At 56.5% G+C, this 12,673-nt stretch carries 14 protein-coding genes; 13 read left to right on the top strand and 1 reads right to left on the bottom strand.

The genetic code is table 11. The annotated features are described in order from the left end of the window. Positions 1-437 precede the first annotated feature (437 nt). From ACODS3_RS22500 to ACODS3_RS22540, 9 genes are all read left to right on the top strand, one after another. Positions 438-1,187, top strand: coding sequence for an electron transfer flavoprotein subunit beta/FixA family protein (locus tag ACODS3_RS22500; protein WP_201020410.1), 750 nt, complete (start codon positions 438-440; stop codon positions 1,185-1,187). Next, positions 1,188-2,117, top strand: a complete 930-nt coding sequence (locus tag ACODS3_RS22505; protein ID WP_201002564.1) for an electron transfer flavoprotein subunit alpha/FixB family protein — start codon at positions 1,188-1,190, stop codon at positions 2,115-2,117. It abuts the gene before it with no gap. A gap of 103 nt (positions 2,118-2,220) precedes the next feature. Continuing rightward, a complete protein-coding gene (locus tag ACODS3_RS22510) occupies positions 2,221-3,051 on the top strand; it encodes a substrate-binding periplasmic protein (protein ID WP_489036342.1) in 831 nt (276 codons plus the stop codon). Positions 3,052-3,061: 10 nt separating this feature from the next. Further along, positions 3,062-3,415: a DUF4398 domain-containing protein gene (locus tag ACODS3_RS22515; RefSeq protein WP_201020408.1), complete on the top strand. Its 354-nt coding sequence runs from the start codon at positions 3,062-3,064 to the stop codon at positions 3,413-3,415. Beyond that, a complete protein-coding gene (locus tag ACODS3_RS22520) occupies positions 3,412-4,227 on the top strand; it encodes an OmpA family protein (RefSeq protein ID WP_201020407.1) in 816 nt (271 codons plus the stop codon). The genes ACODS3_RS22515 and ACODS3_RS22520 overlap by 4 nt, the downstream gene beginning before the upstream one ends. Positions 4,228-4,446: 219 nt before the next feature. Further along, positions 4,447-5,886 (top strand): aminotransferase-like domain-containing protein, encoded by a 1,440-nt coding sequence (locus ACODS3_RS22525; protein ID WP_201020406.1) that lies wholly within the window; start codon positions 4,447-4,449, stop codon positions 5,884-5,886. Positions 5,887-5,982: 96 nt separating this feature from the next. Further along, positions 5,983-6,651, top strand: a complete 669-nt coding sequence (locus ACODS3_RS22530) for a translation initiation factor 2 (RefSeq protein ID WP_304575401.1) — start codon at positions 5,983-5,985, stop codon at positions 6,649-6,651. Positions 6,652-6,741: 90 nt separating this feature from the next. After that, entirely contained in the window at positions 6,742-6,999 is a 258-nt protein-coding gene (locus tag ACODS3_RS22535; RefSeq protein WP_201020404.1) for a YkgJ family cysteine cluster protein, read from the top strand. 55 nt (positions 7,000-7,054) lie between these two features. Further along, positions 7,055-7,660, top strand: a complete 606-nt coding sequence (locus tag ACODS3_RS22540) for an START domain-containing protein (protein ID WP_489036345.1) — start codon at positions 7,055-7,057, stop codon at positions 7,658-7,660. Positions 7,661-7,726: 66 nt separating this feature from the next. Here ACODS3_RS22540 and gltA read toward each other — a convergent pair whose 3' ends face one another. Beyond that, positions 7,727-9,016, bottom strand: coding sequence for a citrate synthase (gene gltA / locus ACODS3_RS22545; RefSeq protein ID WP_201002549.1), 1,290 nt, complete (start codon positions 9,014-9,016; stop codon positions 7,727-7,729). Between the two features lie 364 nt (positions 9,017-9,380). Between gltA and sdhC the strand changes: the two genes are divergently transcribed. The 4 genes from sdhC to ACODS3_RS22565 are packed head-to-tail and all read left to right on the top strand — an operon-like array spanning position 9,381 to position 12,609. Continuing rightward, positions 9,381-9,755: a succinate dehydrogenase, cytochrome b556 subunit gene (gene sdhC / locus ACODS3_RS22550; protein WP_122317824.1), complete on the top strand. Its 375-nt coding sequence runs from the start codon at positions 9,381-9,383 to the stop codon at positions 9,753-9,755. Further along, positions 9,749-10,117 (top strand): succinate dehydrogenase, hydrophobic membrane anchor protein, encoded by a 369-nt coding sequence (sdhD, locus tag ACODS3_RS22555; RefSeq protein WP_201020403.1) that lies wholly within the window; start codon positions 9,749-9,751, stop codon positions 10,115-10,117. Before sdhC ends, sdhD begins: the two co-directional genes overlap by 7 nt. Before the next feature lie 3 nt (positions 10,118-10,120). After that, a complete protein-coding gene (gene sdhA / locus ACODS3_RS22560) occupies positions 10,121-11,893 on the top strand; it encodes a succinate dehydrogenase flavoprotein subunit (protein WP_201002545.1) in 1,773 nt (590 codons plus the stop codon). Between the two features lie 11 nt (positions 11,894-11,904). After that, positions 11,905-12,609, top strand: coding sequence for a succinate dehydrogenase iron-sulfur subunit (locus ACODS3_RS22565; protein WP_117164259.1), 705 nt, complete (start codon positions 11,905-11,907; stop codon positions 12,607-12,609). The last annotated feature ends 64 nt before the right edge of the window (positions 12,610-12,673 follow it).

A 12,673-nucleotide genomic window follows, 5' to 3' on the forward strand; every position in this document is an offset into this window, starting at 1 on the left:
CCCGTCTTTTCAAGGAGCGCATTATATCTACACCACTTTGCAGGTCCAATACAAACGTTCGTTTGAATTGGCCGCAGGCCAGATAAATCAAAGACGCGAGACTCATGACTGGCCGATATGTCGTATTGACCGGAAAAGGCGTTGCGGTCAAGATACGGGCGGTTTTGCGCTCGCCGTAGGCTGAAGCGAGGTTCAATGAAACCTCTGAAAAGGCATCAGGTGAGCGTAGTGCAGGCAGTCCGGCCATTGCGCGCGGCGCATTCTACACGCCATGGAGGCGCTTGATGGGTGTGATCTGGCCTTATATACGGTTTTTTGGCGGTTGTTTTGATAGACATCCCCGATGCCTGCACTGAAACGATTGCTTGTTGAGGGCACACATATCGATCGTCTGGTCATGCCGGGCGACTTTCTTTTCACCGGAGAGTGAGGAATCCATGAAGGTTCTTGTAGCTGTCAAACGAGTGGTCGACTACAACGTCAAGGTTCGCGTCAAGGCGGACAACTCCGGCGTCGATCTTGCCAACGTCAAAATGTCCATGAACCCCTTCTGCGAAATCGCTGTGGAAGAGGCTGTCCGCCTGAAAGAAAAGGGCGTGGCGAGCGAAATCGTCGTGGTTACCATCGGCCCGACTACCGCACAGGAGCAACTGCGTACTGCCCTGGCGCTGGGTGCTGACCGTGCCGTGCTGGTCGAGTCCGCCGAAGAGCTGACTTCCCTGGCTGTCGCCAAGCTGCTCAAGGCTGTGGTCGACAAGGAGCAGCCACAGCTGGTGATCCTGGGTAAACAGGCCATCGACAGCGATAACAATCAGACCGGCCAGATGCTGGCTGCCCTGAGCGGTTACCCGCAAGGTACCTTCGCTTCCAAGGTCGAAGTGTCGGGCGACAAGGTTGCCGTGACCCGCGAAATCGACGGCGGTCTGCAAACCGTATCCCTGAGCCTGCCGGCTATCGTGACCACAGACCTGCGTCTGAACGAGCCACGTTACGCTTCGCTGCCCAACATCATGAAGGCCAAGAAAAAGCCGCTTGAAACGCTGACTCCCGATGCTCTGGGCGTTTCCACGGCGTCGACCAACAAGACCGTCAAGGTTGAAGCGCCGGCAGCACGTAGCGCCGGTATCAAGGTCAAGTCTGTGGCTGAACTGGTCGAAAAACTGAAAACCGAAGCGAAGGTAATCTAAATGACTATCCTGGTTATCGCTGAACATGACAATGCAGCCGTGGCTCCTGCCACGCTGAACACCATTGCTGCTGCCCAGAAGATCGGTGGCGATATCAATGTCCTGGTGGCCGGTTCCGGCGTGAGCGCTGTGGCTGAAGCTGCTGCCCGAATCGCAGGTGTTGCCAAGGTTCTGGTTGCCGACAACGCTGCCTACGCGCATCAGTTGCCGGAAAACGTTGCGCCGCTGGTTGTCGAACTGGCCTCTGGCTACAGTCACATCCTGGCTGCCGCGACCTCCAACGGCAAAAACATCCTGCCTCGCGTTGCGGCGCAGCTGGATGTGGATCAGATCTCCGAAATCGTTTCGGTTGAATCGGCTGACACCTTCAAGCGTCCGATCTATGCCGGTAACGCCATTGCCACCGTGCAATCGAGCGCGTCGGTCAAGGTCATCACCGTGCGTGCGACCGGTTTCGATCCGGTAGCCGCAGAAGGTGGTTCGGCTGCGGTCGAAGCGGTCTCTGCTGCTCATGATGCAGGCAAATCGTCCTTCGTTGGCGAAGAGCTGGCCAAGTCCGATCGTCCGGAGCTGACCGCTGCCAAGATCGTTGTTTCCGGCGGCCGCGGCATGCAGAACGGCGACAACTTCAAGCACCTGTACGCACTGGCGGACAAACTGGGTGCTGCGGTGGGTGCGTCCCGTGCCGCGGTCGATGCCGGTTTCGTACCCAACGACATGCAGGTCGGTCAGACTGGCAAGATCGTTGCTCCTCAGTTGTACATCGCGGTGGGTATTTCCGGCGCGATCCAGCATCTGGCGGGCATGAAGGACTCCAAGGTGATCGTCGCGATCAACAAGGACGAAGAAGCTCCGATCTTCCAGGTGGCCGATTACGGTCTGGTGGCTGATCTGTTTGAAGCTGTGCCTGAGCTGGAAAAACTGGTTTAAACCAGTTTCGAGAACCCGTTCAATCCGGCCGTGCATACCTGTCCTTGACAGGGCGCGTGGCCTGAGTGAACGGGTTTTTTGTTGTGCTGAAAAAGGATTATCCATGGGCCAGCCAAGGCTGTTTTTGTCCTCGCTTCTTATGGGGCTGCTGGTGCTGCCGTCGCTTGCAACTGCAGCAGGCAAGTGCGAGCGACTGATCGTGACCGGCAGCCCGGATGCGCCGCCTTATCTGTGGCGTGATCCGCAGGACCCCAGGCACTTGATCGGGGCCAATGCCGACTTGCTCAGGCAGGCGGCGGAGTCGCTGGATCTGGATGTCGAGTTTCTGTATGCAGGCAAGCGCAGTCAGGCGCTTGAGGAAGTGCGAACCGGTCGTATGGACCTGCTGGCTGATGCGCCGTTGAATCAGGCGCAATCTGGCTCACTCGATTACATCGATCCCCCGATTGTCCAGAATGAAATCCTGGTCTGGACTCGTCATGATCGTGCCTTGCCGTTCAATTCCCTGGCTGACTTGCACGGGCAGCCGGGTGCAATTTCCGAGAGGACCCGTCTGACCCAGTCATTCGAGGCGACTGCGAAAGAACACCTGGTTCTGGAACGCTTGCCCAATCTGACCCTGGCTTTTCAGAAGCTGGCGCTTGGGCAGGTCGAATATGTATTGGCCGGGCGTTATTCAGGCATGGTCATGGCGCAGACGCTTGGCTTGTCGGCGGATCTGGTTGCTCAGCCTGAGCCTCTTGATAAACCGGGTCTGCATCTGGCGTTATCGGTGAATTCGGCCTGCAACGATCCATGGTTGCGCGGACAGTTGGTGAAAAAGATGACAGAATCGGCGGCTTCGGGCCTTGCGGGTCAAGTCATCCAGCGCAATCTGGAATTGTGGAAAGCCCAGTTGCTGCAACCTGCCAGCACCAGCGCCCCAAACAAGTAGGAATGTTTTTGTGAGTATTCGCCCTTTAATTGCATTCATGGCCATCGCCACATTGACCGGCTGTGCCAATGATCCGGCACCGATCGAACAATTCAAGCTGACCGAGCAGGCTCTGGAACAGGCCAAGGCGGTCGGTGCTACCGATGAGCAGCCCGAGCTTGTCACGGCAGAATCCAGATTTACCCAGGCACGTGCCGACATGGCCGATAAATCCTATAAGGATGCGCGCATGAATGCGGAGCAGGCCGAGCTTGATGCGCGTCTGGCCGAGGCGCGTGTACTGACCCTGAAAAGTCAGGAGCAGATCAATCAGTTGAATGTTCGCCTCAATCGTCTGCGCAAGCAGTTGGGGGAAGCTCAATGAATGGTATTTCGCGTGTATTGAGCGGATGTCTCTTGCTGGGAGTGGCGGGGCTGTATGGCTGCGCCGGTCATCAGGACAGTGAGCAGGCCTTGCGTCAGGCCAGTACAGATTTCCAGAAAGTGAAAGAAGATCCCGATGTTCTACGCAGCGCGCCCAAGGACGTGATTCGCTCCGGTGAATCGCTGGCGCGGGCAGAGCGTCTGTCGAGTTATCTGGGCAGCGGGAGCGATGTCAGTCACTACGCTTACCTGAGTACCCGTTACAGTGAAATTGCCCGTGAGCACAGCAACTTGCTGCTGGCTCAGGAGCAACTGGCGAAACTGGAACTGGAGCGTCAGCGCCTGCAACTGGCCTTGCGCGAGGCCAAGCTGGCCAGCGCGCAGCAGCATGGCAAGTGGCTGGAAGACCAGATACTCAGTCTTGCCACCACGCAGACCGACCGTGGTCTGGTCATGACGTTGGGTGATGTGCTGTTCGATCCGGGTCATGCCGAGCTGAAAAGCTCTGCCAATCGCACCGTTCTTAAGGTCGTACAGTTCTTGCTGCTTAATCCTCGTCGAACCGTAAGGATCGAGGGTTATACCGACAGCACTGGTGATCGACAGGAAAACCTGAAACTGTCCAGGGATCGTGCGCAATCGGTTGCCGATGTTCTGACCGATCTAGGTGTGGATGACAAGCGCATTCAGGTCGAAGGCTATGGTCAGCAATATCCGGTCGATGTGAACGCTTCCGAGCGTGGACGGGCACAAAATCGTCGGGTCGAAATCGTCTTTTCCGACGATAAGGGCCAGTTGGGCGCTGCCCGGTAATAAAAAAATCTGAAAAAAGCCCGACGTCGGAAACGGCCTCGGGCTTTTTTTGGCTTAAAAGGCCGTGTTTTTGGCATCTTTGCCCGACAATATTTTTTGTCAGAGCGCACAATAACGGGCTTGAAGAGAAACTGTCCCAGTACACTTTATGACTGTTATGGTCTTTGGGCTATTATCTCCCCTACAAAAACAAATTGCGGGTCGGTGCGAGGCTGTGTAATGACCAATCTTTTGCTTTATCAGCGTATTGCTCAGCAGTTGGCGGAAGACATTCGTCGAGGTGTCTATCAGCCCGGCGAGCGTGTGCCATCGGTCCGCAAGATGAGCTCACAGCTCAATGTCAGCCATGCAACGGTGTTACAGGCTTACGCGAATCTTGAGGATCAGGGGCTGATTCGTGCTCGCCCGCAGTCCGGCTATTACGTACATCAGACGCCCGCATTGACGGCGTCGACGCCTGATATCGCGCGGGTTGAGCGCCCGGGTCTGGTGACCCGCAGCAGCATCATCCAGCAAGTGCTGGAGGAGTCGCGCCGCGAGGGTGTTTTCGCACTTGGCGCTGCTGTGCCTCACGTGGACTATCTGCCGGTTCGCGCCCTGCACCAGCAATTGGCAAAGGTGACGCGCTTTCACAGCCCGCGTGCGTTCAGTTACATGTTCAGCCCTGGCTTTGAGCCGCTGCGCAGGCAGGTTGCCATCCGTATGCGTGATGCTGGCGTGGTGGTTGATCCGTATGAAGTGGTGATTACCCACGGTTGTGTCGATGCCTTGCAAATGGCCTTGCGAGTGCTGACCCAGCCCGGAGACCTGATCGCGGCCGAGTCGCCTGCCTATTACGGCCTGCTGCAACTGGCGGATCTGCTGGGGCTCAAGGTCATCGAGATTCCCAGCGATCCATCGACAGGTATCAGCCTGGAAGCCTTGCAACTGGCGGCCAATCAGTGGTCGATCAAGGCTTTGGTGTTGACTGCGCGCTTGAGCAATCCATTGGGCGGCACCATGCCGGAAGAGCGGCAGAAGAACCTGCTGCGACTGGCGTCGGACTTCGATATACAGGTCGTTGAAGACGATGTGTATGGCGAGCTGATGTTTGAAGTAGGGCGCACCAAGGCCTTGAAGGCGTTCGACCGCCTTGGCCGCGTGATTTATTGCTCCAGTTTCTCCAAGACACTGTCGCCAGGTGTGCGTATCGGCTGGATGATTGCGGGGAAATATCAGGCTGAAATACAGCGTTTGCAGACCTTCAGTACCCATTCGGCCTGTAGCGTCACGCAGATGGCTATTGCTGCTTATCTGGAAAATGGCGGTTATGACCGGCATTTACGCTTTATTCGCCTGGAATATCGCAAGAATCTGAGTGCCTTCCAGTTAGCGGTGCAGCAGTTTTTCCCTGAGGGCACTCAGATGAGTCGCCCGCTCGGTGGCTTCATCCTGTGGGTCAGCCTGCCGGGGCGCGTCAATACCCAGGAATTGCATGTGCGGGCGCTGGAGCAGGGGATCAGTATCGCGCCGGGCCTTATTTTCAGTAATACAGAGCAGTTCAATCACTGTATTCGCCTGAACTGTGGCATGCCCTGGAACCGTGAAGCGGAGCGGGCCTTGATGACCTTGGGGATGCTGGCCAAGCAATTGTGTCAGGAAACGGTGCCAGCTTATTGAGCGCAAGTGCTTTTTGTCTGATCGTGGGCACTCTTGCCTTGTCAGGCGTGTTGCAAAAGGACAGCATGTGTACTTTCTGCCTCTGCCGTTTTATCTATGAATAATGCGTTTCGTTGTTTCGGATTGGTCGTCGCGGTGTTGTTGAGTGCGTGCGACTCTCAAGACGCGCCGGCCCCAAAGCCGAAGGTTGAGGCTGTTTCTGCGCCTGCCCGGCCATCGGCGGCGGTCGTCGCCCCCGATTCTGTGCCTGCCAGGCAGGTGGCACCTGCGCCTGTGCCTGCACCACCTGTGCATGAGTTGAAACCCAGTGCGCCGGTTGTCCCGGTGGTGGCGGGCAAGGAGGCGGTAATACCGCCGCGCCCTGTTTCTGCCAGCAAAGTCCCTGATTCCAGGCCTGTACAGGCCAAGGCTGCGACTGCAAAAGCTCCAGTGGCCAAGGTCAAGGAGAAAGCCGCTGTTGTGTCTGGGCGTGAAAAAAACAAGGCCGGCAAAGGCTCGGTCAAGGATGTTCGATTGGCTCAGCCCAAGCTCGATCTGAGCCTGCCGCCAGAGATGGTCAAGGAGCTTTCTCCTCCTGCCAATGTCATTACGGCCAAGCGCAAACCTTTGCTGCCGCAGATGTTCGGTAATAAAGGTTCTTCGTCTGATCCAAGTCCTTTCGAGCTTAATGGGCGTTTGCTGAGCAATGAAATGCAGCTGCAAATGCGCAATGAAAGCCGGCGCGATATCGAAGGGGCAGCGCTGGATTTCAAATTCAAGCAGTAAGGCCTTGTTGCTCGTCTGATATGGCGTTTTGAAACGTCCGTTTTAGCAGCTACTATCTTTCTTTTTCATCTTCAGCAAGGGTGTCTGGTCATGGACTGCCGCTCCGGTTGTGGTGCATGTTGCATCGCTCCCTCCATTACTTCTCCTATTCCGGGCATGCCAGCGGGCAAGCCTGCCGGAGAGCGTTGCCTGCATTTATCTGCCGAGTTGCTATGTGGCCTGTTTGGCAAGATTGAACGACCTGCTGTCTGTAGTCAGTTCAAGGCGGCGGAAGATGTTTGCGGTGTTGATCAGGCTGAGGCTATTCGTCTGATTGGCTGGTGGGAAAAGGCTACTGCTGTTGCATGAAGAATGTCGCTGCGCGGAATTGCTTTATCAGAACTTCAACAATAAGGAATAAACAATGGATACGCTGCATCGCATGGCTGTTGTCTGTGGGTTGACTGTGCTGCTGGCTGGTGTGGCTCAGGCTGAAGATTGGCAGGTGGCCAAGGACGAGGAGGGGATCAAGGTTTCCCTGAGCGATGTGCCGGGCTCCAAATACAAGGCTTATCGCGGCGTGACGACCATCAATGCCAGTGTCGCCAGGCTGCGCGCCCTTCAGGAGGATGTCGTGGGTGCCTGCGCCTGGATTCATGAATGCCAGTCACAGAAGCTGCTCAAGCATGAAGGCAACAAGGCCTGGACTTATACAAAATTCAATACGCCATGGCCTGTTACCCCTCGTGATTCGATTCTGCTGATTACAAGCGAGGAGGGTGCTGATGGCAGCCTGACGCGCAATATTGACGAGCAATCAAGCTATCTGCCCGAAGAAAAGGGTTTTGTGCGGGTCGCAGAGGTCAAGGGCTTCTGGAAGCTGGTGCCCAAAGGGCCGAATCAGACCGAGGTGACCTATCAGGTGCATACCGATCCGGGCGGCAGTGTGCCGTCCTGGCTGGCCAACAAGTTTGTTGTGGATGCGCCGTTCAATACTCTGAAAGCATTGAAGGAAAGGTCGCAAAAGTAAGTCTGAAACTATCGAAGCACAAAAAAGGGCTGCCATTGGCAGCCCTTTTCATTGCTGGAAAGTCGCTTACTTGCGGTCTTCCAGTGGCACGATATCGCGTGTCTCGTTGCCGGTGTACAGCTGGCGTGGACGGCCAATCTTGTACGGGCTGGAGAGCATTTCCTTCCAGTGCGAGATCCAGCCGACAGTCCGCGCCAGGGCGAAGATTACGGTGAACATGCTGGTTGGAATGCCGATGGCCTTCAGGATGATGCCCGAGTAGAAGTCGACGTTCGGGTACAGCGAGCGCTCGATGAAGTACGGATCGGTCAGGGCGATCTCTTCCAGGCGCATGGCCAGTTCGAGTTGTGGGTCATTGGTGATGCCCAGTTCGCGAAGTACTTCGTCGCAGGTCTTTTTCATGACCGTAGCGCGTGGATCGCGGTTTTTGTAGACGCGGTGACCGAAGCCCATCAGTTTGAACGGGTCGTTCTTGTCCTTGGCCTTGGCGATGAACTTGTCGATGTTGGAAACATCGCCGATTTCATCGAGCATGGTCAGTACGGCTTCGTTGGCGCCGCCGTGAGCCGGGCCCCAGAGTGCCGCGATACCGGCTGCGATACAGGCGAACGGGTTTGCACCCGACGAGCCGGCCATGCGCACGGTGGAGGTCGAAGCGTTCTGCTCGTGGTCGGCATGCAGGATGAAGATCTTGTCCATTGCCTTGGCCAGCACCGGGCTGATCGGTTTGATCTCGCAAGGGGTGTTGAACATCATGTGCAGGAAGTTTTCGGCGTAGCTGAGGTCGTTACGCGGGTACATCATGGGTTGGCCCATGGAGTACTTGTAAACCATCGCTGCCAGGGTCGGCATCTTGGCGACCAGGCGAACTGCCGAGATTTCACGGTGTTGCGGGTTATTGATGTCCAGCGAGTCGTGGTAAAACGCGGACAGGGCACCGACTACGCCACACATGACAGCCATCGGGTGGGCGTCGCGGCGGAAGCCGTTGAAGAAGCTCTTGAGCTGCTCGTGGACCATGGTGTGGTTCTTGACCACGGCAACGAACTGGGCTTTCTGTTCGCTGGTTGGCAGTTCGCCATTGAGCAGAAGGTAGCAGGTTTCCAGATAATCGGACTGTTCGGCCAGTTGCTCGATCGGATAACCGCGGTGCAGCAGAATGCCATTGTCACCATCAATGTAGGTGATCTTCGACTCGCAAGAGGCGGTCGACATGAAGCCAGGGTCGAATGTGAAGCGGCCGGTGGCGGTGAGTCCGCGCACGTCGATCACGTCAGGACCCACGGTGCCGGTCAGTATAGGCAGCTCGACGGGGGCTGTGCCCTCGATGATCAACTGCGCTTTTTTGTCAGCCATGTGGCCTCCTATTTATGCTTCAAATCATCAGACAGGCCCCCCACGCAGGGCCCGCACCACTATAGTTAGATAAATTCTAAAGTCAATTTGCCTAAAGTCGTGTTCCGCAAGGCCTTTATGCTGATGTTTCTGCAAGCCATTGCTGCCGTTTACGCCTTTTATTCAATCCGCGCAATCCGCTATTGGCTGTAAGTCTGCGCGTTGTCATTAGTTCCCTAACTGTCTATACTCGGCGTCCGACCGCCAAGGGCTTTTGGGCCCGTTTTAAGGGGGTTGTCACTTCCTGGGTGGTGGGTACCTGACCAGTGCACTTCCCAACAACTTGCCCTGATTGTTAGGGGCTCTTCAGTGTGAAAAAAAAGCCGTGAAAAGCCAACGACCTGTAAATCTAGACCTAAGGACCATCAAGCTCCCAGTCACTGCTTACACGTCCATCCTTCACCGTATCTCCGGTGTCATCCTCTTTGTCGGCATTGCAATCATGCTTTATGCAATGGACAAGTCGCTGGCCTCCGAAGAAACCTTCGGTGAAGTGAAAGCGTGTCTGACCAGCCCGCTGGCCAAGTTTGTAATCTGGGGGCTGCTATCTGCCCTGCTGTATCACCTGGTGGCCGGTGTTCGCCACCTGATCATGGACGCGGGTGTCGGTGAAACGCTGGAAGGCGGGAAACTGGGCTCGAAAATCGTTATCGCCGTCTCCGTGGTGGTGATCATCCTGGCGGGAGTTTGGATATGGTAACCAACGTCACTAACCTGTCGCGTTCGGGCCTCTATGACTGGATGGCGCAGCGCGTTTCAGCGGTCGTGCTCGCGGCTTATTTCATTTTCCTGATCGGCTACCTCGTCGCTCACCCTGGCCTGACCTATGCCCAGTGGCATGAGCTGTTCTCGCACAACGGGATGCGTATCTTCAGTCTGTTGGCCCTCGTTGCCCTTGGCGCTCACGCCTGGGTCGGCATGTGGACCATTGCGACCGACTACCTGACGCCTATGGCGCTGGGCAAGTCCGCGACTGCAGTTCGTTTTCTCTTTCAGGCAGTAAGTGGCGTTGCAATGTTCGCTTACTTCGTCTGGGGCGTGCAGATTCTTTGGGGTATCTGATTCATGGCTAACACAAATACACTTTCCTTCGACGCCATCATCATCGGTGGCGGCGGCGCTGGCATGCGCGCTGCCTTGCAACTGGCTCAGGGTGGTCACAAGACCGCTGTTGTCACCAAGGTATTCCCGACTCGCTCGCACACCGTTTCCGCACAGGGCGGCATCACTTGCGCAATCGCTTCGGCCGACCCGAACGATGACTGGCGCTGGCACATGTACGATACCGTCAAGGGTTCCGACTACATCGGTGACCAGGATGCTATCGAATACATGTGTTCCGTAGGCCCGGAAGCGGTCTTCGAGCTCGAGCACATGGGCCTGCCGTTCTCCCGTACCGAGCAGGGCCGCATCTACCAGCGTCCTTTCGGCGGTCAGTCCAAGGACTTCGGTAAGGGTGGTCAGGCTGCACGTACCTGCGCCGCTGCCGACCGTACCGGCCACGCTCTGCTGCACACCCTGTATCAGGCCAACCTGAAAGCAGGCACTGTATTCCTGAACGAATACTATGCCGTGGATCTGGTGAAGAACCAGGATGGCGCCTTTGTCGGCATCATCGCTATCTGCATCGAAACAGGCGAAACCTCCTACATCCGCGCCAATGCAACCGTACTGGCAACCGGTGGTGCAGGTCGTATCTACTCGTCCACCACCAACGCCCTGATCAACACCGGTGACGGTGTCGGCATGGCTCTGCGTGCCGGTGTTCCTGTTCAGGACATCGAAATGTGGCAGTTCCACCCGACCGGTATTGCCGGCGCAGGTGTACTGGTTACCGAAGGTTGCCGTGGTGAAGGTGGTTACCTGATCAACAAGCATGGCGAGCGTTTCATGGAGCGTTATGCTCCGAACGCCAAGGACCTTGCCGGTCGTGACGTTGTTGCCCGTTCCATGGTTAAAGAGATCATCGCCGGTAACGGTTGTGGTCCGGATGGCGATCACGTGATGCTCAAGCTCGATCACCTGGGCGAAGAAGTGTTGCACAGCCGCCTGCCAGGCATCATGGAGCTGTCCAAGACTTTTGCTCACGTCGATCCTGCTCTGGCTCCGATCCCTGTCGTTCCGACCTGCCACTACATGATGGGCGGCATTGCCACCAACATTCATGGTCAGGCGATCACTCAGGACGCTGCTGGCACCGACCAGATCATTCCTGGTCTGTTCGCTGTAGGTGAAGTGGCTTGCGTATCCGTGCATGGCGCCAACCGTCTGGGCGGTAACTCGCTGCTCGACCTGGTGGTCTTCGGTCGTGCTGCCGGTCTACACCTTGAGCAGAGCCTGCGTGAAGGCGTCGACTACCGTCGTGCTTCCGAGTCCGATGTCGATGCTGCCCTGGCGCGTCTGTCCGGCCTCAATGAGCGCACTACCGGTGAAGATGTTGCTTCGCTGCGTAAAGAGCTGCAAAGCTGCATGCAGAACTACTTCGGTGTATTCCGTACCGGTGAATACATGCAGAAAGGTATTGCTCAGCTGGCTGGTCTGCGCGAGCGCATTGCCAACGTCAAGATCAACGACAAGAGCCAGGCGTTCAACACTGCTCGTATCGAAGCGCTTGAACTGCAAAACCTGCTGGAAGTTGCCGAAGCCACGGCGATTGCCGCAGAACATCGTAAGGAATCGCGCGGCGCCCACGCCCGTGAAGACTTTGAAGATCGCGATGACGAAAACTGGTTGTGCCACACCCTGTACTTCCCGGGTGACAAGCGTGTGACCAAGCGTGCCGTGAACTTCTCGCCGAAAACTGTTCCGACTTTTGAGCCTAAGGTTCGGACTTATTAAGGGTGACCGATATGTTGCAAGTCAGTGTTTATCGTTACAACCCTGATCAGGACGCCGCGCCGTTCATGCAGGAGTTCCAGGTCGATACCGGTGGCAAGGACCTGATGGTTCTTGATGTGCTGGCCCTGGTCAAGGAACAGGATGAGGGTTTCTCGTACCGTCGCTCCTGCCGTGAAGGCGTGTGTGGTTCCGATGGCATGAACATCAACGGCAAGAACGGTCTTGCCTGCATCACTCCACTGTCTTCCGTGGTCAAGAATAACAAGCTGGTAGTGCGCCCATTGCCTGGTTTGCCGGTTATTCGTGACTTGGTAGTGGATATGAGCATCTTCTACAAGCAATACGAGAAGGTGAAGCCTTTCCTGCAGAACGACACTCCGGCTCCGGCCATCGAGCGTCTGCAGTCTCCGGAAGAGCGCGAAAAGCTGGATGGTCTGTACGAGTGTATTCTGTGCGCTTGCTGCTCGACTTCCTGCCCGTCCTTCTGGTGGAATCCGGACAAGTTCCTCGGTCCGGCTGCGCTGCTGCAAGCCTATCGCTTCCTGGCTGACAGCCGTGACACCCGGACTTCCGAGCGTCTGGCTTCGCTTGATGACCCGTTCAGTGTTTTCCGCTGCCGCGGGATCATGAACTGCGTAAACGTTTGCCCGAAAGGTCTTAACCCGACCAAGGCAATCGGACACGTACGTAACATGCTTCTGCAAAGCGGCGTCTGATTTACCGCAGTACCGTAACACCGTTGCACGTAAAGTAGCCGCGGCGCAGGCTTCAACCGGCGTC

The organism is Pseudomonas sp. FG43 (assembly GCF_057809175.1).

Bases quoted from the DNA above. Each gene is read 5' to 3' on its own strand.
- ACODS3_RS22505 (WP_201002564.1), top strand. From the start codon at position 1,188: ATGACTATCCTGGTTATCGCTGAACATGACAATGCAGCCGTGGCTCCT.
- gltA (WP_201002549.1), bottom strand. From the start codon at position 9,016: ATGGCTGACAAAAAAGCGCAGTTGATCATCGAGGGCACAGCCCCCGTC.
- ACODS3_RS22500 (WP_201020410.1), top strand. From the start codon at position 438: ATGAAGGTTCTTGTAGCTGTCAAACGAGTGGTCGACTACAACGTCAAG.
- sdhA (WP_201002545.1), top strand. From the start codon at position 10,121: ATGGCTAACACAAATACACTTTCCTTCGACGCCATCATCATCGGTGGC.
- ACODS3_RS22540 (WP_489036345.1), top strand. From the start codon at position 7,055: ATGGATACGCTGCATCGCATGGCTGTTGTCTGTGGGTTGACTGTGCTG.
- ACODS3_RS22535 (WP_201020404.1), top strand. From the start codon at position 6,742: ATGGACTGCCGCTCCGGTTGTGGTGCATGTTGCATCGCTCCCTCCATT.
- ACODS3_RS22525 (WP_201020406.1), top strand. From the start codon at position 4,447: ATGACCAATCTTTTGCTTTATCAGCGTATTGCTCAGCAGTTGGCGGAA.
- ACODS3_RS22565 (WP_117164259.1), top strand. From the start codon at position 11,905: ATGTTGCAAGTCAGTGTTTATCGTTACAACCCTGATCAGGACGCCGCG.
- ACODS3_RS22530 (WP_304575401.1), top strand. From the start codon at position 5,983: ATGAATAATGCGTTTCGTTGTTTCGGATTGGTCGTCGCGGTGTTGTTG.
- sdhD (WP_201020403.1), top strand. From the start codon at position 9,749: ATGGTAACCAACGTCACTAACCTGTCGCGTTCGGGCCTCTATGACTGG.
- ACODS3_RS22520 (WP_201020407.1), top strand. From the start codon at position 3,412: ATGAATGGTATTTCGCGTGTATTGAGCGGATGTCTCTTGCTGGGAGTG.
- ACODS3_RS22510 (WP_489036342.1), top strand. From the start codon at position 2,221: ATGGGCCAGCCAAGGCTGTTTTTGTCCTCGCTTCTTATGGGGCTGCTG.